Source organism: Polaribacter sp. SA4-10, assembly GCF_002163835.1.
Classification (GTDB): domain Bacteria; phylum Bacteroidota; class Bacteroidia; order Flavobacteriales; family Flavobacteriaceae; genus Polaribacter.
In genome coordinates this window covers 2,855,526-2,876,694 of record NZ_CP019331.1, presented here as the reverse complement: position 1 = coordinate 2,876,694, position 21,169 = coordinate 2,855,526, and the positions used below count along the sequence as shown (strand labels likewise).

Sequence of the window (21,169 nt, the reverse complement as noted above, 5' to 3'; positions counted from 1 at the left end):
TCTACATATTACAAAAAAGGAATCTTTTTTTAAGTTAACTGAAAATAGTACTTACTTTTTTGTGGGCACAATTTAATAAAAATAATAGCGTAAATGCTTTATTTCTTAAAAAATACATTTATTGATACAACTTCTGCCTGCGTTAAGGATTGAGGCATTTGTTTGAGCTCTTTTTTATGCTGAATTCGTCTCAATATCTTCTATAAACAATAAATTACTTATAAATAATTACAGGTACTTAAAATAAATTCAGCCTAAAAAAAGCGAGTGCTGAAAGCCTGACGAAATTATTTGAAACTGATTGTCACAAGGACCTTAAAACAAAAAACCTATCAAAAAAGACATTCTTGATAGGTTTATAAAATATTATTTCTTCAAATAATTTGGGAACGCCCAAATACGATTACGAAGCTTTAAATGCTTTTAACTTTTCTATTAATTGAGGTACCACTTCAAAAGCATCACCAACAATACCATAATCTGCTGCTTTAAAAAACGGAGCTTCTGGGTCTGTATTAATAACTACTTTTACTTTTGATGCGTTAATACCTGCTAAATGTTGGATTGCGCCTGAAATACCAATTGCAATATATAAGTTAGATGCCACAGGTTTTCCTGTTTGCCCAACATGTTCTCCATGAGGTCTCCATCCTAAATCTGAAACTGGTTTAGAACAAGCTGTTGCAGCGCCTAAAACGCCTGCTAATTCTTCTATCATTCCCCAATTTTCTGGTCCTTTTAAACCTCTTCCTGCAGAAACTACAATATCTGCATCTGCAATTGTTACTTTACCAGTAACTCTTTCTACTTTTTCTGATTTTACACCAAAATCGGCATCAGAAACAGTCGCTTCAAAACTTTCTGTTGTTCCTGCAACTGAATTTTCATAAACTCCATAAGAGTTTTTTGCTAATCCAATTATTTTTTTATCAGATGTAATTACAGTATTTGAAAATGCTTTACTAGAAAACGCTTTTCTTTTAACTGTAAAAGGACTTGTATTACCTGGCAATGCAACTACGTTAGATGCATAACCCGCTTCTAAACCTACCGCAACTATTGGCGCAAGATACAAACCATTTATACTAGAATCGATGATTAAAACTGTTGCATTTTGAGCAATAGCTACTTGTTTTATTACTGATGCATATGCTTTTGCATTAAACGTATTTAAAGAATCATTAGAAACTGTAACTACTTTCTCTGCTCCATATTTATATAATTCTGATACATCTCCAGCATTTATGGTTAATGCAACAACTGAACTACCTAGTTGTTCTGCAATCTTTTTTCCGTAAGAAACTACTTCTAAAGCAGTTTTTTTAAATTTTCCTTCCGATGAATCGGCAAAAACTAATACAGACATATTTTTATTTTTTTTATCCTGAACTAAATTCAGGATCTTATTAATACTTTCTTTAATCTTAAATAGGTTCCGAATAGAGTTCGGAATGATTTAATTAAAAATTAAATCACTTTTGCTTCGTTATGTAACAAGTTAATTAACTCATCTACATTATCTGCAGCTACTAATTTTACAGCTCCTTTTGGTGCTGGTTTTTCAAATGACTGAATTGTTGTAGTTGCATTTGCATCTGTAGCTTCTATTACTTGTAATGGTTTTTTACGCGCCATCATAATTCCACGCATATTTGGTATGCGTAAATCTTTTTCTTCTACAATACCTTTTTGCCCTGCAACAACTAATGGTAAAGAAGTACTTAAAACTTCATTTCCTCCATCAATTTCTCTCGTTGCAGAAACGTTTGTACCGTCAACTTCCATACCAACACAACCATTAACAAAATTAAAATCTGTTAAGGTTGCTAGCATTCCAGGAACCATTCCTCCATTATAATCTATAGATTCTCTACCAGCAAGTACTAAATCATAACCACCGTTTTTTACAACTTCTGCTAATTGTTTTGCAACTAAAAAACCATCTGTTGGTTCCATATTTACTCTAATTGCATCATCTGCACCAATTGCTAAAGCCTTACGTAAAGTTGGTTCTGTAGCAGAACTACCTACATTTACAACAGTTACAGTTGCTCCTTGTTTTTCTTTAAACCACATGGCTCTCGTTAAACTAAACTCATCATAAGGATTAATTACAAACTGAACGCCATTTGTATCAAACTTTGTATCATTTTCCGTAAAGTTAATTTTTGAAGTGGTATCAGGCACATGACTAATACATACCAATATTTTCATAAATTCTATTTTTATTGATTTTTAATGAAGGCGAAATTACGGCTTTTTTTTAAAAAAATACTATGCATGCATAGTATTTTTTTAATTACTTAACAATTTACGAAAACGATTGAGTGTTTTTTGAAAGAAATATGGCCTTTTCTAAAAGCGAGTCAAAAAAAATGGCAATTATTCCCTACTTTTGCTAGATAATATATAATAACAAAACTTAGATGAAAACAGTTCAATTCAGAGAAGCAATTTGCGAAGCGATGAGCGAAGAAATGCGCAGAGATGAAAGCATTTATTTAATGGGTGAAGAAGTTGCCGAATATAATGGTGCTTACAAAGCTAGTAAAGGAATGTTGGATGAGTTTGGCGCAAAACGTGTAATTGATACTCCAATTGCAGAGTTAGGCTTTGCTGGTATTGCTATTGGTTCTGCTATGAATGGAAACAGACCTATTGTAGAATATATGACGTTTAACTTCTCTTTAGTGGGAATTGATCAAATTATAAACAACGCTGCAAAAATTAGACAAATGTCTGGTGGTCAATTTAATTGTCCTATTGTTTTTAGAGGCCCAACAGCTTCTGCAGGTCAATTAGGAGCAACACATTCTCAGGCTTTTGAAAACTGGTTTGCAAACACACCTGGTTTAAAAGTAATTGTACCCTCTAATCCTTATGATGCAAAAGGTTTATTAAAAGCGGCTATTAGAGATGATGATCCCGTAATTTTTATGGAATCTGAACAGATGTATGGAGATAAAATGGAAATTCCTGAAGGTGAATATATTATTCCTATTGGTGTTGCAGAAATTAAAAGAGAAGGTACAGATGTTACCATTGTTTCTTTTGGTAAGATAATTAAAGAAGCTTACAAGGCCGGTGAAGAATTGGCTAAAGAAGGTATTTCTGTAGAAATTATCGACTTAAGAACTGTTCGCCCAATGGATCATGATGCAATCTTAAAATCTGTTAAGAAAACAAATAGATTAGTTATTTTAGAAGAAGCATGGCCATTTGCTAGTGTTTCATCAGAAATCACATATAGAATTCAAGAACAAGCATTTGATTATTTAGATGCTCCTATTAAAAGAATTACAACTTCAGATACGCCTGCACCCTATTCTCCAGTTTTATTTGAGAAATGGCTACCTAACTCTAACGATGTTATTAAAGCAGTAAAAGAAGTTTTATATTTATAAAATAATAGTTCATTCCTTATATAGTAAAGCCCTTTTTCATCAGAAAAAGGGCTTTACTTTTATGCCTTTTTTATTTTCCGAAAACCGTTGCATAAATTATGTATAAAAATCTAAAATATTCATTATTTTTACACCAAAGTTCAAATTATTAATAGAAAGGAAAACAATGAGTAAAGAAGAAAAGAAAACGGTAACATTTGATGTACTGATAGAGATCCCTAAAGGAAGTAGAAATAAATACGAATACGATTTTAATTTACATAAAATACGTTTTGATAGAATGCTTTTTTCTTCAATGATGTATCCTGCAGATTATGGTTTTGTCCCAGAAACCTTAGCTTTAGATGGAGACCCATTGGATGTCTTAGTATTAGGCCATGAACCATCTTTCCCTATGTGTGTTATAGAAGTAAAACCAATTGGTGTTTTTCATATGACTGATGAAAAAGGACCCGATGAAAAAATTATCTGTGTACCTATATCCGACCCTATTTGGAGTGACAAAAAGGATATTGCCGATTTAAACCCACACCGTTTAAAAGAAATAGAACATTTTTTTCAAGTTTATAAAGATTTAGAAAAGAAAAAAGTTGATACTGGTGGATGGGGAAATGCTGAAGAAGCGTTAAAAATTTATAATGAGTGTGTAGCTCGTTATGACAATAGTGAACACAAGAAAAAAAGAACATTTACTATATAATTAAATTTTTTACTATATAATTACCATATTAACAATATTCTGCAAGAAAAATGAACCATCTTTAATTAAAGGTGGTTTTTTTTATCACATTAATTTAACTACTTTTAACACTTTAAATTTTAATTAACTTAACTAAATTAACTAAACAAGTATGGAATTAATAGTAAAATTTTTACCCCTTTTTGGTATTGTAGCTTTAATTTTCGTTTTTATAAAAAGCGGATGGGTTTCAAAGCAAGAAGTTGGTGATGAAAAAATGTCTCGTATAGCAAAAAACATTGCAGATGGAGCAATGGCTTTTTTAAAAGCAGAATATAAGGTTTTAGCAATTTTTGTAGTTGCAGTAGCAATCTTATTATTCTTTAAAGGAACAAATGAAGTAGGCTCAAACGGAATGGTAGCAGTATCATTTATTATAGGAGCTATTTGTTCTGCCTTAGCAGGTTTTATAGGAATGAAAGTTGCAACCAAAGCAAATGTTAGAACTACACAAGCTGCAAAAAAATCATTAGGCCGTGCATTAGAAGTTGCTTTTGCTGGTGGTGCTGTAATGGGCTTAGGTGTTGTAGGATTAGGTATTTTAGGATTAAGTGGTTTGTTTATGCTATATCAAAGTATGTGGCCTGGAGAAGAAAACTTATCAATGGTACTTAACGTATTATCAGGTTTTTCATTAGGAGCTTCATCAATTGCATTATTTGCACGTGTTGGTGGTGGTATTTATACAAAAGCAGCTGATGTTGGTGCTGATTTAGTGGGTAAAGTTGAGGCTGGTATTCCAGAAGATCATCCACTAAACCCTGCTACTATTGCAGATAATGTTGGTGATAATGTAGGAGATGTTGCTGGTATGGGTGCAGATTTATTCGAGTCTTATGTTGGTTCTATTATAGGTACAATGGTTTTAGGAGCTTTTATTCTAACACCAAATTTTGATGGTTTAGGAGCCGTTTATTTACCTTTAGTTCTTGGAGCTGTAGGTATTATAATGTCTATCTTAGGTACATTTTTTGTAAAAGTAAAAGACGGTGGAAACCCACAAACAGCATTAAACATTGGAGAATTTGGTTCTGCAGGTTTAATGGTTATAGCTTCTTATTTTATTATTAATGCTTTAATTCCAGAATCTATTGAAGGTTTACCTTTCGGAGCAATGGGTGTTTTTTGGGCAACAATTGCTGGTTTAGTTGCTGGTTTAGGTGTTGGTAAAATAACGGAATATTATACAGCTACAGGTAAAAAACCTGTAATGTCTATTGTAAAACAATCGGAAACCGGAGCGGCAACAACTATTATTGCAGGTTTAGGTGTTGGTATGATGTCTACAATGATTCCAACTCTTTTAATTGCTGCTGCTATTATGGTATCACATCATTTTGCAGGTTTATACGGTATTGCAATTGCAGCTGTTGGTATGTTGGCAAACACAGGTATTCAATTAGCAGTAGATGCTTACGGACCTATTTGTGATAATGCAGGTGGTATTGCTGAAATGGCAGAATTGCCTAAAGAAGTACGTGAGCGTACAGATAAATTAGATGCTGTTGGTAATACAACTGCAGCTGTTGGTAAAGGTTTTGCAATTGCTTCTGCAGCATTAACTGCATTGGCTTTATTTGCTGCATTTATGAAAACAGCAAATGTTATTTCTATTGATGTTTCTCAGCCACAAATTATGGCTGGTTTATTAGTTGGTGGTATGTTGCCATTTGTATTTTCTGCATTGTCTATGAATGCTGTTGGTAGAGCTGCTATGGCAATGATTGAAGAAGTTAGACGTCAATTTAGAGACATTCCTCAATTAAAAGCTGCTTTAGAAGTGATGCGTAAGTATGATTCTGATATGACCAAAGCTTCTAAAGAAGATAGAGCTATTTTTGATGCTGCTGATGGTGTTGCTGATTATGGAAAATGTATTGATATTTCTACAAAAGCTTCTATTAGAGAAATGGTATTACCAGGATTATTAGCAATAGTAGTTCCTGTTGCCGTTGGATTTATTGGTGGTGCTGAAATGTTAGGAGGAGTTCTTGCAGGTGTTACCACTTGTGGAGTATTAATGGCAATCTTTCAATCTAACGCAGGTGGAGCTTGGGACAACGCTAAGAAAACAATTGAAGAACAAGGAAGAAAAGGAACTGATGCGCACAAAGCTGCAGTTGTAGGAGATACAGTTGGAGATCCTTTTAAAGATACTTCTGGTCCTTCTTTAAACATTCTTTTAAAATTAATGTCTGTTGTGGCACTAGTAATCGCTCCAAGTATTGCTTTAAATAGCGCTGCTGTTTCTGATTACAATAAAACAAAGAAAGAAGTTAAAATTGAAATTCAAAAAACTTCTGGTGAATTAGCAATGGCTACAATTATTACGACCAAAACTATTGATGGTTTAGTAACTGAAGAAGTTCAAAAAATTGGAGGTACTATTGAAGAAATAGAAATGAAAGCTAAAGAAGCTGGAAAAATTGTTTCTGTAAATGTTCTTAAAAACAAAAATGAAATCTCAGAGAAGGTTGAAGTTATTGTTGAGAAGAAAGAATAAACACCTCAATTCATAAAAAGAAAAAGCATCCAAATTTGGATGCTTTTTCTTTTTATGAATTTTCTATAACAAACCTAAATTTATCATTTGTCGATTTTTGAGAAAGTTTATTAATTCCTTTTTCTGTAAGTTGAAGCACTCTTGGATAACCTCCTGTTACTTGACAATCTCTCATTAAAACAATTAACTTTCCAGAAGTGGTTATTTGTACAGTACCAGGTAAAACTGCTGAGGTTAAAATTGATTGTAATTCATTATTAATGATTTCACTTAATCTATAACCCATTCTATTGTTATCATTTGATATCATAAATAATTGTTCAAAGAGTAGTTTCTTTTGTTTCTCATTTAATAAATTAAATTCTGGACCTTTATAACATTCTATATCATTGGTCTCAAAATGAGATTTTAGAATTTTCATAGAAGAATTAGTCGCATCAAAATGTTCTTCAGTTTTATTTATTGGTAAAACTATATGCTTCTCTATTACAGAATTAGTAGTTATATTTTTATAAAAGCTTCTACTTCCTAAGATTTTTTCAGTTTGAAAACCTCCAAAAACAGCTACATAAGTTCGTACTCCAAAATTAATTTTCCCAAAAGATAAAACATCGTTTTTGGTTATTTTAATTCTTGCGTTTAATTGAATTGAATTATTATTTAGTTTAGGGGAAAAATCACCTCCAGAAAGACAAATAAATGTATCAGATAAAAACTGTAATTGAGTTCCTCCAAAAGTAATTTCGAGCAGCGCATCTTCTAAAGAATTACCTAAAATACTATTTGCAATATTTGCAGAATAACCATCCATTACACCAGAAACAGGAACACCTATAGAAGCAAAACCTACTCTACCTTTATCTTGAATTGAAGCATAAAAACCAGCTTTTAAAACTTTAATCATCTAACACCGTTTTAGAGATTTGATATTGATCTTGCGCTATTTCTTTTTCAATTTGACAGAACAGATTCAAAGAAATTGATTTGAATTGAATTTTATCTCCTGCTTTTGCAAAACAAGGGTTGTCCTTTTTTATATTGAATAAATTAATGGGAGTTTTCCCTATAATATTCCAACCTCCCGGACTTTCAAATGGATACACACCTGTTTGCTTTCCTCCAATAGCCACTGAACCTTTTGCAACGTTTAGTCTTGGGTTTGGTTTTCTTTCAAAATATAAGTGTTCATTCAATCCTCCTAAATATAAGAATCCTGGTAAAAAACCGATAAAGAAAACTGTGTAGAAATTATTTGTATGTAGTTTAATAACTTCATCTATTGATACATTTAACTTTTGAGAAACCGCTTCTAAATCTATTCCGAATTCTAATTCATAACAAACAGGAATTTCCCATATATAATTTATTTTCTTTTGTGCTTTTAAATTTGACTTGTAAATAACACGTAACGCTTCAACTTCATTTAAATAAGCATCAAACTGATTGCTATATTTAATTGTTAGCGAATTATAACCAACAATTAAATCAGTATAAAAACCTTCTCTAAGGGTTTCTATTTTATGTTTAAAACTTAAAATATCTGCTAAGATTTCATCATTTATAATTGAATCCCATTCAATTAAAATTGCTTTCGCTCCAAAAGGTTTATATGTAATTTCTTTAACCAATTATAATTCCCTTTTTAAGAAGTTGATGAGATAGGTATTTTAAAATAGCCAAAGAATTTTTATGGTCTCCATGAAGGCAAAAAGTAGTTGCTTTTATTACTTTTTCGGTACCTGAAGTTGTTTTGACTTTGCCTTCATTAATTATTTTATAAACATGATTTAAAACTTCTTCTGGGTCCGTAATTACTGCATTTTCGTGATTTCTAGAAACCAACTTTAAATCATCTGTATAATTTCTATCAGCAAAAGCTTCCTGTTTTATAGCTATGTTATTACTTATTGCCACTTTTTCAATCATTGAATTATAAGGAACATATAAAAAAACATCTTTGGTATAGTTCTTAATGGTCTCAACAAAATGAATTGCAAAAGCTTCATCAGATGCAATTAAATTATACAACGCTCCATGAGGTTTTATATGATGTAATTTTTCATTGAATTTAGACAGTCTTTTTACAAATAAATCCAACTGATTTTGAATACTTATTCGAAGTTCTTCCTTGGAAATATCCATTACATTTCTTCCAAAATTTTGTGTATCAGGAAAAGAGGGATGCGCTCCAATTAAAATATTATTTTCAATTGCCAATTTGATTGTTTTATCAATAGAGTTTTTATCACCAAAATGGCCTCCACAAGCAATATTACATGAAGTAATATAAGGCATTAACAAATGTTCATTTGTCATCCCTTCTCCAACATCGCAATTAATATCTACCTTCATTTATATAAAGTTAAAAACTTTTAAAATACCTTTTGCGCCTAAAAAAAATGTGATTGCTAAAATTACAAACCCTAAAACATTTTGAGTTTTACTATTAACAAACTTCCCTAAAACAGCTTTTTTATTCATAATCCATAATAAAATCCCTGCAATTACTGGTAGCAACATACCATTTGCAACTTGCGCAAATTTTATAATTTCAATAGGTTTTATACCTATTGATGAAAACAACACTCCTAAAAACAAAATGGTAATCCAAACAAATCGAAATTTCTTAGATTTCAAACCTACCTTCCACCCTAAACATCCTTTTGCTACATAAGCTGCAGCCAAAGGAGCAGTAATGGCAGAAGTTATTCCTGCTGCAAACAAACCCAATGCCAAAAAGTATTTTGCAAATTCGCCATACAAAGGCGCTAAACCTTTTGCTAAATCTGCAGCGTTAGAAATACCTTTAACTTGTATTGCAGCTGCAGAGATTATAATTGCCATAGAAACCAATCCCCCCAAAATTATGGAGATGATTGTATCTTTTCTTGCCGAAGATAAATCTTCTTTTTTATGCCAACGTTCTTTTACTAAAGAAGCATGTAAAAACAAATTATAAGGCACTACAGTAGTCCCAATTAAACCTATAATAGTTAATAAACTTTTTTCTGGAAACTTAGGAATAAACATTCCTTTAAAAACTTCTATAAGGTTCGGTTTTGTTACAATAGCTGTAACTAAAAAAGAAGTACTCATAATTAGAACTAAGGTTATTAAGGCTTTTTCTAAAAATTTATAATTCCCAATATACAAAAGAACAAAAGCAATAAAACCGATTAAGAAACTCATTAAATTAAAAGAAACTGAGCCAATGTTAAGAATTGATTTTCCGAAAATAGTTTCTAAACCTAAAATACCACCACTAATATTTCCTGCTTCATAAGAAGCATTACCTACAACAACTGCAGCTAAAATTAAAAAAGTGATAAACTGTTTAAAAAAAGGAATTTTAATTTCTTCTCTAATTACTTCTGATAGTCCTTTTTGAGAAATGATCCCTAATCTTGCAGCCATTTCTTGCAAAACAATGGTTGCAATTATAGAAAGCAACATTGCCCACAATAAATTAAACCCAAAATTTACACCTGCTAATGTACAAAGTGTAACGGTTCCTGGCCCAATAAAAGCGGCAGCGATTAAAGTACCTGGGCCAACATTTTTAAACCAATTTTTTATCATATAAAAAAATATTTAATTGATCACTAAAGATACTTTATTAAAATAAAAAACACCTCTTAAAAGAGGTGTTTTGAATATTTACAATTGTAAAAGCTATTTTAGAATGCATAACGTTGAGGACCTCCTCTTCTTATGTCTTCACTTGCTACTTCTTCAAATTGAGTAAAATTATTTCTAAATGCGTTTGATAATTTAAAAGCTGTCTTATAATAAGCTTCATCATTATCCCAAGTAGTTCTAGGACTTAATAACTCTGTTGGTACTCCAGGACAGGTTCTTGGTTGTGCAAATCCAAATACTGAATGAATGTGATAATCTTCGTAGTTATAGCTTCCTAAATCACCATTTAAAACCGCAGAGATCATTGCTCTTGTATATTTCAATGGCATTCTTCGTCCAACTCCGTATTTACCTCCAGACCAACCGGTATTTATCAACCAAACGTTGACTCCTGTATCTTGCATTTTTTGACTTAACATCTCTGCATACTTTGTAGGATGTAAAGGCATAAAAGGCGCTCCAAAACAAGCTGAAAAACTAGGTGTAGGCTCTGTAACTCCTGCTTCTGTTCCTGCAACTTTTGCAGTATAACCAGAAATAAAGTGATACGCTGCTTGACTAGGTGTTAACTTAGAAATTGGAGGCAAAACTCCAAAAGCATCTGCTGTTAAGAAAAAGATATTCTTAGGATTCTTACCAATTGATGGTTGCTGAATATTGTCTATATGATAAATAGGGTAACTAACTCTTGTATTTTGTGTAATAGAAGTATCTGCAAAATCGATCACTCCTTTTTTATCCATCACAACATTTTCTAGGATTGCTCCTTTTTTAATTGCTGCGAAAATTTCTGGTTCTTGTTCTTGCGATAAATTGATCACTTTCGCATAACAACCACCTTCAAAATTAAAAACGGTATTTTCTGCTGTCCAACCATGTTCATCATCACCAATTAAACTTCTATCAGGATCTGTAGAAAGTGTTGTTTTTCCTGTTCCAGAAAGTCCAAAGAAAATTGCGGTATCGCCGTCTTTACCAACGTTTGCAGAACAATGCATTGGCAATGTGTTTTTATAAACTGGCAATATAAAGTTTAACGCAGAAAAAATTCCTTTTTTAATTTCACCAGTATAACCGGTACCCCCAATTAAAGCTATTTTGCGTGTAAAGTTTAAGATAGCAAAGTTGTGCTGACGCGTTCCATCTACTTCAGGATCTGCCATAAAACCAGGTGCGTTTATAACGGTCCACTCTGGATCAAAGCCTTTTAACTCTTCCTCTGTTGGTCTTAAAAACATGTTGTAAGCAAACATGTTACTCCAAGGATATTCATTTACAACTCTTATATTTAACTTATAATCTTCATCTGCACAAGCATAAGAATCTCTTACAAATATTTCTTTTTCAGAAAGGTAATCTGTAACCTTATTATAAAGTGCATCAAATTTATCAGAATCAAAAGGAAGATTGATATCACTCCACCAAACTTGGTCTTTTGTGGCAGCATCTTTTACAATAAATCTGTCTTTTGGCGAACGTCCTGTAAACTCACCCGTGTCTACAGCAAGTGCTCCTAAAGAAGATTCAACTCCTTGTTCTTTTTTTAAAGTTTCTGCATGTAAGTCATTAGACGATAACTGGTAACGAACTGTTGCATTTTTGATTCCTAGACTATTTAACGAAATCGATTTCGCATTTGTATCTACCATATCAATATTTTTGTTGTGTTTTATTATCATGCAAAATTAAACAATATTTTTTTACAGGGAAGTTATTTAGTGTTTATTTATAAATATCTTATTCCTTTAATTCCATCCTTATAAAATACACGAGCATACAACCCCAACCTGTTATAAGCATCAATCCACCTAGTGGCGTTACAAACCAAATTGATTTTGCAGTAATTTCTGTTAACTGAATGAGATAAATAGATCCTGAAAAGAAGAAAATTCCAAAGAAAAACAACCAACTGATTCTATTTCTTTGGGTTGGTGAAAAACCTTTATAAGTATTCACAAAAAGCAACACAATTACATGATGCATTTGGTAACGGACCGCAGTTTCAAAACTTAATAATTGGTCTGTTGTTAAAGTGTCTTTTAAAGCATGGGCTCCAAAGGCACCTAAAATAATTGCCAACATTCCTAAAAGGCACGTAATTATTAAATTTTTAAACATTTATGATGGTTTTTGTTAAATTTTAAACAAATGATGTACCTTCGTATTTCATACAAAAATACATCATTTATCATATGAAAAGCATACTAATTATTGGAGCTGGGAAATCGAGTTCTGCACTTATAAAATATTTACTAGACAAATCTAATCAAGAATCTCTTTTTTTAACTATTGGAGATATTTCTACAGACAATGCAAAAAAGTTAATCAATAATCACAAAAATGCTAAAGCAATTGTTTTAGATGTTTTTAATAAAGAGCAACGTGAAGAAGAAATTGTAAAAGCAGACATTGTAATTTCTATGTTGCCAGCAAGATTTCATTTAGATGTAGCTAAAGACTGTATCACTTTTGGAAAACACATGGTTACAGCTTCTTATATTTCAGATGAGATGAAAGCCTTAGATCCTTTAGCAAAAGAAAAAGGATTGGTTTTTATGAATGAAATTGGTCTAGATCCAGGAATAGATCACATGAGTGCAATGCAAGTAATTGATAACATTAAAGATGCTGGTGGTAAAATGTTATTGTTTGAATCTTTTTGTGGAGGAATTGTTGCTCCAGAAAGTGATAACAACTTATGGAATTATAAGTTTACATGGAATCCTAGAAATGTAGTTTTAGCAGGACAAGGAGGCGCTGCCATGTTTATTCAAGAAGGGACTTACAAATACATTCCGTATTCTAAATTATTTAGAAGAAGTGAGTTTATCACCGTGCATGGAAATGGAAAATTTGAAGCCATTGCAAATAGAGATTCATTAAAATATAGAACTGTTTATGGTTTAGAAGGCATTCCTACAATGTACAGGGGTACCATTAGAAAAGTTGGATTCTCTAGAGCTTGGAATATTTTTGTCCAATTAGGAATGACGGATGACTCTTACACAATAGAGGAATCTGAAAACATGAGCTACAGAGATTTTGTGAATTTATTTTTAGCCTATTCACCATCAGACTCGGTAGAATTAAAGTTACGTTCTTACCTTCAAATAGATCAAGATGATGTAATGTGGGAAAAATTAATAGAACTTGACATTTTTAATCCAGATAAAAAAATTGGACTAAAAAATGCAACTCCGGCACAAATGCTTCAGAGTATTTTAGAAAAATCTTGGACTTTAGCCGAAGACGATAAAGACATGATTGTAATGCAACATCTTTTCGGTTATGAACTTGAAGGGAAAAAGTATCAAATAGAAAGTAGCTTTGTAGTTTTAGGAGAAAATCAAACCTATACTGCAATGTCAAAAACAGTTGGTTTACCAGTTGGAATTGCAGCTATAAAAATTCTAAAAGGGGAAATTAAAACGCCTGGAGTTCAAATTCCAATTTCTAAAGAAGTGTACGAACCTATTTTAAAGGAATTAGAAGAACACGGAATAATATTTTCAGAAAGAAAAGTACCTTATTTAGGGTACAATCCTAATCATGTGTAGGTAGAAAATAGTTCTTACATAGAAAGATACAAAGCGTTTTCGCAGAGATTCATAGAGGATATTTAGTTCTTTTGAATTCCTTGTGAGGACGCTTTTCTTTTTAGCTGTGTGCATCTATTTCACAGAGAAAATTTAAAGGATCACAAAGTTTTTTTGACACAAATAAAAAACTACACAAATAAACAATTTCTCAACACTTCAGTTTGATTATTAGCCAGAACCCATTACCTTAAAACTTTGGTAACAGTTAAGCCCTATATCAATTCAAGTGATTTTTAAAGGATGAAAAAAAATAAATTTATATCATTACAAGACACCAAGCAATCTCTGTATTAATACATCTCGATACAAATTTGATGAAAAATAAAATTCACTCGATGTGACGGTCTATTTATGCTTTGCGCACTTCGCAAGAATACTTTGTGTCTTTGGTGGTTAAACCTACATTTTCAAATAAAAATCTTTCGTCAAATTTATATAATCTTGTGTATATTGATGACGCTCAATTTCTATGATTAAATGCTCTTCTATAATTTCAGTTTCATGAAAAGAAAAAGACAATAAACTTCTTTTAATTTCTGAAGTAGCGTTTCCTTGAACACTACAAACTCTATTTAAGAAGAGATTTTTTTCTTTTGCAAAAGTGATAAAACGTTCTTTCTCTTTAAAAGGAAGAATAACTGCAAATTTTCCGTTTTCTGATAAGATTTTTGCAACTCCGTTTATTAATTCTTCAAAAGATAAAGACGATGTAAAACGCGCCTTATTTCTTGCTTCATCCTCAGATTCAAATTCATCCGTATAAAAAGGCGGGTTTGAAACAATTAAATCATAGGTTTCTTCTTCATCAGCAATTTCATCAGCAAATTCTTGAAAAGTACCATTGTAACAGTACAATCTGTCTCCCCAGTCTGAATGCTCAAAATTTTCCACAGTTTGCTCGTATGCATCGGCATCCACTTCAACTGCATCGATTGTCATTGCATCAGAACGCTGTGCAATCATTAAAGAAATAACTCCTGTTCCCGAACCAATGTCCAAAATGGAATCTGAATAGTTATCAACAGTGCACCAAGCTCCTAACAAAACGCCATCAGTGCCAACTTTCATGGCTGTTTTATCTTGGTGGATTGTAAATTCTTTAAATTGGAAAGGTTTAGACAAAATATAAAATCAATTATTTAGAATTAAAAAAGTTCCATGCAACTAAACACAGAACTTATAAACTTTTTTTACTTTGAAAATTTGCAACTCTTCAACTTTGTGACAAATTCTTGCAGAAAGGAAGAGATTCACTTCGTGCGTCCCAAATAGCATCTTGACACAAGCATGAAAACTTAAAAAGCTCCGCTTTAATATCTGTTCATTTTAAAAAGATTTAAAAACGAGTTTTTATCTTTTCAAAATAAATACCTGTTTACCAAATACCAAAGTTTTCTTTTGCAGAAAGGAAGGGATTCGAACCCTCGATACCGTTACCAGTATACTACCTTTCCAAGGTAGCGCCTTCGACCACTCGGCCACCTTTCTAAATATACAAAGCTATCAACCCCTCAGGAGTTTCAACTTCAATTGTATTATTTTCTCTATCTACTTTTTTAATAAACTCGTCTACCATAGGAATAAAAATCTCTGTTCCATCTCTATCTATTTCAAAAAGTGGTTGTGCTGCTTTATCGTTTATATGAACAATCTGACCAACTTCACCAAAATTCACATCGACAACCGTAAAACCAATAACTTCATGAAAATAAAATTTATCTCCAGTTAATTTTGGCAACATTGTAGAAGGTAAATAAATACCACATTTTAAAATCGAATCTGATTCTTCATCCGAGTAAATATCCTCAAACTGAACACGCAATTGATTCCCTTTGTGTAGTGAACTTTTTTCAATAAAAAATGGAACCAGATTACTGCCAAATTCGACGTAAACTGATTCCATTTCTGTATACAACTCAGGCTCATCTGTATCTAACTTGATAACAACTTCACCCTTAAAACTATATTTTGTAACGATTTTGCCTAAATAAAAACAATCTTCTTTACGCATATTCGTATAAATTTAGTTTTTATTCTGCTGCTTTTGCTGCTACATCATCAATTGTTTCAGGAGCCGCCTCAACCGCTTCTTCAACTGCAACCTCAGCAACCTCTTCAACAACTGGCTTAGCTGCTTCAATTCTTGCTTCGTTTACTGCTTTCTCTGCTGCAAATGCTGCTGCTTTCGCATCAGATTGTGCTTTAGATAATCCAGCTTCTTTATCAGAAACTTTCGTTGCTTTTTCTTCTAACCAAGCTGCAAACTTTACATCTGCTTGCTCTTGAGTTAAAGCACCTTTTCTAATACCACCAACTAAATGGTTTTTTAACATTGCACCTTTGTAAGATAAAATGTTTTTTGCAGTATCAGTTGGTTGTGCACCATCTTGTAACCATTCTACAGCTTTATCAATATCTAATTCGATAACTGCAGGGTTTACGTTAGGATTGTAAGTACCTATTTTTTCTAAGTATTTACCATCTCTTTTTGCACGAGCATCAGCGGCAACGATCCAATAGAATGGTTTCCCTTTTTTACCGTGTCTTTGTAATCTAATCTTTACAGACATAATTTGTTAATTTATTAAGGTTCTCGACCTTTATTATTAATAATCTTACCATCTCGTAGTAAGTGGGCGCAAATATACAAATTAATTTAACACAAAAACAATTCGTTTTAAAGATATTTATGCCGTTACCACAAGGGTCGGGCTTTCGCTACTGGCTCTCTTCGAGGAGCTCAAACAAACCGCTCTATCCCTAACGGTGCCCAAACAAAGACAAATCCTTTTTCAATGAACAATAGTTAATAACTTCATCCTAAATTCTATTCAAAAATACCTATTTTTACAACACAATTAAACAGTTAAACACTTCAACATTTACACCCAATAATGTACTTAATTTTTGATACAGAAACTACAGGTTTACCTAAAAGTTGGAATGCTCCAATAACAGACACAGACAACTGGCCTAGGTGTATTCAAATTGCATGGCAATTACATGATGAAATGGGAAACGTTCTAGAACACAACGATTTTCTAATAAAACCAGATAATTTTAATATTCCTTATGATGCAGAAAGAATTCATGGTATTTCTACTGAATTGGCGGCTGAACAAGGAATTTCTTTAGATGAATGTTTAACTAAGTTTAATGAAGTTTTAGGTAGAACAAAATTTATTGTTGGTCAGAATTTAAATTTCGACCTTAATATTATGGGATGTGAGTTCCATAGATTAGGCGTAGAAAATAAAATGATTTCCCTTCCAGTTCTTGATACGTGTACAGAAAAAACGGCATTAATGTGTCAGATTCCTGGAGGTCGTGGAGGAAAATTTAAACTACCAACATTAACAGAATTACACAATCATTTATTTGGAACTGGTTTTGGGGAGGCACATAATGCAACGGCAGATGTTGAGGCAACAACACGTTGTTTTTTAGAATTAATTCGTTTAAGAGAATTCACCAAAGAACAATTAGATGTTGAGGCAGATTATTTCAAAAATTTCTCTGAAGCAAACCCAAAACCGATTCAGGTAATTGGTTTAAAACACATCAACCTTAAAAAAGAAAGTGATAAAATAAGAAAACGTCTTGATAAATTAAAAGACACTAAAGAAACAATATCTACTTCAGATGGTTTAGCTGAATTAGAAAATGTTCAATTTTCACATTTACACAATCACACACAATTTTCTGTTTTACAATCTACCATGCAAATTGGTAATATTGTAAAAGCGGCAGCAAAAGACAATATGCCTGCAGTTGCCATGACAGATACTGCAAATATGATGGCTTCTTTTCATTTTGTAAGCGCTATTTTAAATCATAATAAAACGGCAGAAACTCCTATGAAACCAATTGTTGGTTGTGAGTTTAATATTTGTGGAGATCATAAAAATAAATCGCAAAAAGACAATGGTTATCAAGTTGTTTTATTAGCAAAAAATAAAAAAGGGTATCATAATTTAGCAAAAATGTCTTCCATTGCTTTTGTTGATGGATTCTATTACGTTCCAAGAATTGATAGAGAGGTCATCAAAAAATACAAAGAAGATATTATTGTTTTAACGGGGAATTTAAATGGTGAAGTTCCAAGTAAAATTTTAAACCTTGGAGAAAAACAAGCTGAAGAAGCTTTGCTTTGGTGGAAAGAGGAATTTAAAGATGACTTTTATATTGAGTTGATGCGTCATAATCAACAAGACGAAAATATTGTAAATGAAACTTTATTAAAGTTTTCTAAAAACCATAATATTAAAGTTATTGCTACAAATAACACCTTCTATTTAGAGCGAAAAGACTCGAATGCACATGATATTTTATTATGTGTAAAGGATGGTGAAAAACAGGCTACTCCTATAGGAAAAGGTCGTGGTTATAGATATGGCTTACCAAATAATGAGTATTATTTTAAATCTACAGCAGAGATGAAAACGCTCTTTGCAGATTTACCTGAAGCCATCATCAATATTCAAGAAATTGTAGATAAAATTGAAATTTTTACATTGGCACGTGATGTTTTATTACCTGCTTTTGATATTCCTGAAGAATTTAAAGATGTACAAGACGAAGAAGATAAAGGAAAACGTGGGGAAAATAATTTCTTAAAACACTTAACTTTTGTAGGCGCTAAAAAACGATATGGAGAAATTACAGCATCTATCAAAGAACGTTTAGATTTTGAGCTTTCGGTAATTGAAAAAACAGGATATCCTGGTTATTTCTTAATTGTGGAAGATTTTATTCGTGAAGCGAGAAAAATGGATGTTGCTGTGGGTCCTGGTCGTGGTTCTGCCGCAGGTTCTGTAGTTGCATTCTGTCTTTGGATTACAAATATAGATCCAATTAAATACGATTTACTTTTTGAGCGTTTCTTAAATCCTGAGCGTGTTTCCATGCCCGATATCGATATTGATTTTGATGATGAAGGTCGTGGAAGAGTTATGGATTATGTAATTAATAAATATGGTGCAAATCAAGTTGCGCAAATTATTACCTACGGAACCATGGCTGCAAAATCCTCTATTAGAGATACTGCCAGAGTTTTAGATTTACCACTTTTTGAAGCAGATAGAATTGCAAAGCTTATTCCGCTCATAAAACTTAAAAACATCTTTGGTGAAGATGCCAAAAGTAAAGGAAAAGTTGCTGGCTTAAGAGCCGAAGAAAAACAACTAGTTGAAGAGTTAAAAACCATTTCTTATGGAAATGATTTAGCCGCAGAAACTATAAATAAAGCCACCATTTTAGAGGGTTCTGTTAGAAATACAGGTATTCATGCGTGTGGAGTAATTATTACACCAGGTGATATTACCAACTATGTGCCTGTTGCATTGGCAAAAGATTCCGACATGTATGTTACCCAATTTGATAACTCTGTTGTAGAAGACGCAGGTTTATTAAAAATGGATTTCTTGGGATTAAAAACGCTGACTTTAATTAAAGATACCGTTAAAATTGTAAAAGCAAAACACGATGTTGATTTAGATCCAGAGACTTTTCCTTTAGATGATGTAAAAACGTATGAGCTTTTCCAAAAAGGAGAAACAGTTGGTATTTTTCAATATGAATCTCCAGGAATGCAAAAGCACATGCGCTCTTTAAAGCCAACCGTTTTTGCCGATTTAATTGCAATGAATGCATTATACAGACCGGGACCAATGGAATATATTCCGTCTTTTATTAATAGAAAACACGGAACAGAAGATATAGAATACGATTTACCTGCCATGGAAGAATATTTGGCAGAAACATACGGAATTACAGTATACCAAGAGCAAGTAATGCTTTTATCGCAAAAACTAGCCGATTTTACCAAAGGTGAAGCCGATGTTTTGCGTAAAGCAATGGGTAAAAAACAAATTGCAGTACTGGATAAAATGAAACCAAAATTTGTAGAACAAGCTGCTGCAAAAGGTCATAATCCAGAAAAATTAGAAAAAATCTGGAAAGATTGGGAGGCCTTTGCAAGTTATGCCTTTAACAAATCTCACTCTACTTGTTATGCGTGGATTGCGTATCAAACTGCCTATTTAAAAGCACATTATCCTGCAGAATATATGGCTTCTGTACTTTCTAATAATATGAAAGATATTAAAGCCGTTTCCTTCTTTATGGAAGAATGTAGGCGAATGGGATTAGAAGTTTTTGGTCCAGATTTAAATGAATCTTTTTTAAAATTTTCTGTAAACAAAGAAGGCGCAGTTCGTTTTGGAATGGCAGCAGTTAAAGGTGTTGGCGCATCGGCAGTAAGAGCTATTATCAAGGAAAGAGAAGAAAACGGAAATTATACTTCCATTTTTGATTTGGCAAAACGGGTAGATTTACGTGCTGCAAATAAAAAATCGTTTGATAGTTTAATAAAAGCGGGTGCTTTCGATTCTTTTGAGGATACCCATAGAGCGCAATATTTTCATACGGATGAAAAAGGTTTGACTTTCCTAGAGCGCGCTATGAAGTTTGGAAGTAAATATCAAGAAAATGAAAACTCATCACAAGTATCTATGTTTGGTGATGCTTCTACTGTTCAATTTCCAGAACCAGATATTCCTGAATGTGAAACCTGGGGAAACATGGAGTTATTATCCCAAGAAAAAGAAGTAATTGGAATTTATATTTCTGCGCATCCTTTAGATGATTTTAAAAATGAAATTAAATTTTGCAACGCCACTTTAAAACATTTTAAAGATGATCTTGCAAAATATGTAAACTTGAATTTATCTTTTGCAGGTATTATTACAGATGTTCAGCATCGAGTTTCTAAAGCAGGAAAAGGTTGGGCATTATTTACTATTGAAGATTATGGAGACAGTAATGAATTTAGAATTTTTGGTGAAGAATATTTAAAATTCAAACACTTTTTAGTCCCTAATTCATTCTTATATGTTCGCTCTACAATTCAACCAGGTTGGACAAATAAAGAGGGTGTTAAAGGTGAACCAAGATTAAAATTCACAGACTTTAAACTCTTACATGACATTATGGATGAAATGTGTAAAAAAGTGACCATCAAACTTCCGTTAAAAGATGTAAATGAAAAAACAATTCTAAATTTAGAAAGTATCTTAAAAAATAATCCTGGAAAACAATCTCTAACTTTTACAATTTGGGATCTTAAGGAAGAAATTGAAGTTAGTTTACCAAGTAGAAATACTAAGATTAAAATTTCAAATGAATTTTTATCAACTTTAGAAAGTCAGCAAATTAATTATAAGCTAAATTGATTCTTCAATAGTAGAATAAAACAAATTAAGTGCTTAAGAAAAAAAATATTACT

16 protein-coding genes and 1 tRNA gene are annotated in these 21,169 nt (G+C 32.2%); 5 read left to right on the top strand and 12 right to left on the bottom strand.

From position 1 onward, the window contains the following. Positions 1-403 precede the first annotated feature (403 nt). Together BTO04_RS12540 and BTO04_RS12535 are read right to left on the bottom strand one after the other, a co-directional pair. Positions 404-1,366, bottom strand: coding sequence for an electron transfer flavoprotein subunit alpha/FixB family protein (locus BTO04_RS12540; protein WP_087564823.1), 963 nt, complete (start codon positions 1,364-1,366; stop codon positions 404-406). Between the two features lie 101 nt (positions 1,367-1,467). After that, positions 1,468-2,214 (bottom strand): electron transfer flavoprotein subunit beta/FixA family protein, encoded by a 747-nt coding sequence (locus tag BTO04_RS12535; protein WP_087564822.1) that lies wholly within the window; start codon positions 2,212-2,214, stop codon positions 1,468-1,470. 212 nt (positions 2,215-2,426) lie between these two features. Between BTO04_RS12535 and BTO04_RS12530 the strand changes: the two genes are divergently transcribed. The 3 genes from BTO04_RS12530 (at position 2,427) to BTO04_RS12520 (ending at position 6,646) form a co-directional block, all read left to right on the top strand. After that, positions 2,427-3,404, top strand: coding sequence for a pyruvate dehydrogenase complex E1 component subunit beta (locus BTO04_RS12530; protein ID WP_087564821.1), 978 nt, complete (start codon positions 2,427-2,429; stop codon positions 3,402-3,404). Between the two features lie 166 nt (positions 3,405-3,570). After that, complete coding sequence (locus BTO04_RS12525) at positions 3,571-4,104, top strand: inorganic diphosphatase (RefSeq protein WP_087564820.1); 534 nt, start codon at positions 3,571-3,573, stop codon at positions 4,102-4,104. 151 nt (positions 4,105-4,255) lie between these two features. Next, entirely contained in the window at positions 4,256-6,646 is a 2,391-nt protein-coding gene (locus BTO04_RS12520; protein WP_087564819.1) for a sodium-translocating pyrophosphatase, read from the top strand. A 52-nt stretch (positions 6,647-6,698) separates the two neighbouring features. Here the strand turns inward: BTO04_RS12520 and BTO04_RS12515 are convergent, their stop codons facing one another. The 6 genes from BTO04_RS12515 to BTO04_RS12490 form a co-directional block, all read right to left on the bottom strand. Continuing rightward, on the bottom strand, positions 6,699-7,550 hold the full coding sequence (locus BTO04_RS12515; RefSeq protein WP_087564818.1) for a biotin-dependent carboxyltransferase family protein: 852 nt from the start codon (positions 7,548-7,550) through the stop codon (positions 6,699-6,701). Next, positions 7,543-8,274 (bottom strand): 5-oxoprolinase subunit PxpB, encoded by a 732-nt coding sequence (gene pxpB, locus BTO04_RS12510; RefSeq protein ID WP_087564817.1) that lies wholly within the window; start codon positions 8,272-8,274, stop codon positions 7,543-7,545. The genes BTO04_RS12515 and pxpB overlap by 8 nt, the downstream gene beginning before the upstream one ends. Further along, on the bottom strand, positions 8,267-8,998 hold the full coding sequence (gene pxpA / locus BTO04_RS12505) for a 5-oxoprolinase subunit PxpA (protein WP_087564816.1): 732 nt from the start codon (positions 8,996-8,998) through the stop codon (positions 8,267-8,269). The genes pxpB and pxpA overlap by 8 nt, the downstream gene beginning before the upstream one ends. Continuing rightward, entirely contained in the window at positions 8,999-10,225 is a 1,227-nt protein-coding gene (locus tag BTO04_RS12500; protein ID WP_087564815.1) for an Nramp family divalent metal transporter, read from the bottom strand. Positions 10,226-10,323: 98 nt separating this feature from the next. After that, complete coding sequence (gene pckA / locus BTO04_RS12495; protein ID WP_087564814.1) at positions 10,324-11,934, bottom strand: phosphoenolpyruvate carboxykinase (ATP); 1,611 nt, start codon at positions 11,932-11,934, stop codon at positions 10,324-10,326. Between the two features lie 88 nt (positions 11,935-12,022). Next, positions 12,023-12,403, bottom strand: a complete 381-nt coding sequence (locus BTO04_RS12490) for a DUF423 domain-containing protein (RefSeq protein ID WP_087564813.1) — start codon at positions 12,401-12,403, stop codon at positions 12,023-12,025. A gap of 74 nt (positions 12,404-12,477) precedes the next feature. On the opposite strand from BTO04_RS12490, the gene BTO04_RS12485 reads away from it, so the two are divergent. Next, on the top strand, positions 12,478-13,842 hold the full coding sequence (locus tag BTO04_RS12485) for a saccharopine dehydrogenase family protein (RefSeq protein ID WP_087564812.1): 1,365 nt from the start codon (positions 12,478-12,480) through the stop codon (positions 13,840-13,842). Positions 13,843-14,283: 441 nt separating this feature from the next. On the opposite strand, the gene BTO04_RS12480 is transcribed toward BTO04_RS12485, so the two are convergent. The 4 genes from BTO04_RS12480 to BTO04_RS12465 all read right to left on the bottom strand — a co-directional run bounded on the left by BTO04_RS12480 (position 14,284) and on the right by BTO04_RS12465 (position 16,454). Next, positions 14,284-14,952 (bottom strand): tRNA1(Val) (adenine(37)-N6)-methyltransferase, encoded by a 669-nt coding sequence (locus BTO04_RS12480; RefSeq protein ID WP_087565416.1) that lies wholly within the window; start codon positions 14,950-14,952, stop codon positions 14,284-14,286. 333 nt (positions 14,953-15,285) lie between these two features. After that, positions 15,286-15,372: transfer RNA gene (locus BTO04_RS12475), tRNA-Ser, on the bottom strand. Continuing rightward, on the bottom strand, positions 15,371-15,895 hold the full coding sequence (gene rimM, locus BTO04_RS12470; RefSeq protein WP_087564811.1) for a ribosome maturation factor RimM: 525 nt from the start codon (positions 15,893-15,895) through the stop codon (positions 15,371-15,373). Before rimM ends, BTO04_RS12475 begins: the two co-directional genes overlap by 2 nt. Positions 15,896-15,914: 19 nt before the next feature. Further along, complete coding sequence (locus BTO04_RS12465) at positions 15,915-16,454, bottom strand: 30S ribosomal protein S16 (protein ID WP_087564810.1); 540 nt, start codon at positions 16,452-16,454, stop codon at positions 15,915-15,917. A gap of 324 nt (positions 16,455-16,778) precedes the next feature. On the opposite strand from BTO04_RS12465, the gene dnaE reads away from it, so the two are divergent. After that, positions 16,779-21,116, top strand: a complete 4,338-nt coding sequence (gene dnaE, locus BTO04_RS12460) for a DNA polymerase III subunit alpha (protein WP_087564809.1) — start codon at positions 16,779-16,781, stop codon at positions 21,114-21,116. The last annotated feature ends 53 nt before the right edge of the window (positions 21,117-21,169 follow it).

What these genes read in the sequence shown, in the direction of transcription:
- BTO04_RS12540 (WP_087564823.1), bottom strand. Translation starts at nt 1,366, where the DNA reads ATGTCTGTATTAGTTTTTGCCGATTCATCGGAAGGAAAATTTAAAAAA.
- BTO04_RS12535 (WP_087564822.1), bottom strand. Translation starts at nt 2,214, where the DNA reads ATGAAAATATTGGTATGTATTAGTCATGTGCCTGATACCACTTCAAAA.
- BTO04_RS12530 (WP_087564821.1), top strand. Translation starts at nt 2,427, where the DNA reads ATGAAAACAGTTCAATTCAGAGAAGCAATTTGCGAAGCGATGAGCGAA.
- BTO04_RS12525 (WP_087564820.1), top strand. Translation starts at nt 3,571, where the DNA reads ATGAGTAAAGAAGAAAAGAAAACGGTAACATTTGATGTACTGATAGAG.
- BTO04_RS12520 (WP_087564819.1), top strand. Translation starts at nt 4,256, where the DNA reads ATGGAATTAATAGTAAAATTTTTACCCCTTTTTGGTATTGTAGCTTTA.
- BTO04_RS12515 (WP_087564818.1), bottom strand. Translation starts at nt 7,550, where the DNA reads ATGATTAAAGTTTTAAAAGCTGGTTTTTATGCTTCAATTCAAGATAAA.
- pxpA (WP_087564816.1), bottom strand. Translation starts at nt 8,998, where the DNA reads ATGAAGGTAGATATTAATTGCGATGTTGGAGAAGGGATGACAAATGAA.
- BTO04_RS12500 (WP_087564815.1), bottom strand. Translation starts at nt 10,225, where the DNA reads ATGATAAAAAATTGGTTTAAAAATGTTGGCCCAGGTACTTTAATCGCT.
- pckA (WP_087564814.1), bottom strand. Translation starts at nt 11,934, where the DNA reads ATGGTAGATACAAATGCGAAATCGATTTCGTTAAATAGTCTAGGAATC.
- BTO04_RS12490 (WP_087564813.1), bottom strand. Translation starts at nt 12,403, where the DNA reads ATGTTTAAAAATTTAATAATTACGTGCCTTTTAGGAATGTTGGCAATT.
- BTO04_RS12485 (WP_087564812.1), top strand. Translation starts at nt 12,478, where the DNA reads ATGAAAAGCATACTAATTATTGGAGCTGGGAAATCGAGTTCTGCACTT.
- BTO04_RS12480 (WP_087565416.1), bottom strand. Translation starts at nt 14,952, where the DNA reads ATGAAAGTTGGCACTGATGGCGTTTTGTTAGGAGCTTGGTGCACTGTT.
- rimM (WP_087564811.1), bottom strand. Translation starts at nt 15,895, where the DNA reads ATGCGTAAAGAAGATTGTTTTTATTTAGGCAAAATCGTTACAAAATAT.
- BTO04_RS12465 (WP_087564810.1), bottom strand. Translation starts at nt 16,454, where the DNA reads ATGTCTGTAAAGATTAGATTACAAAGACACGGTAAAAAAGGGAAACCA.
- dnaE (WP_087564809.1), top strand. Translation starts at nt 16,779, where the DNA reads ATGTACTTAATTTTTGATACAGAAACTACAGGTTTACCTAAAAGTTGG.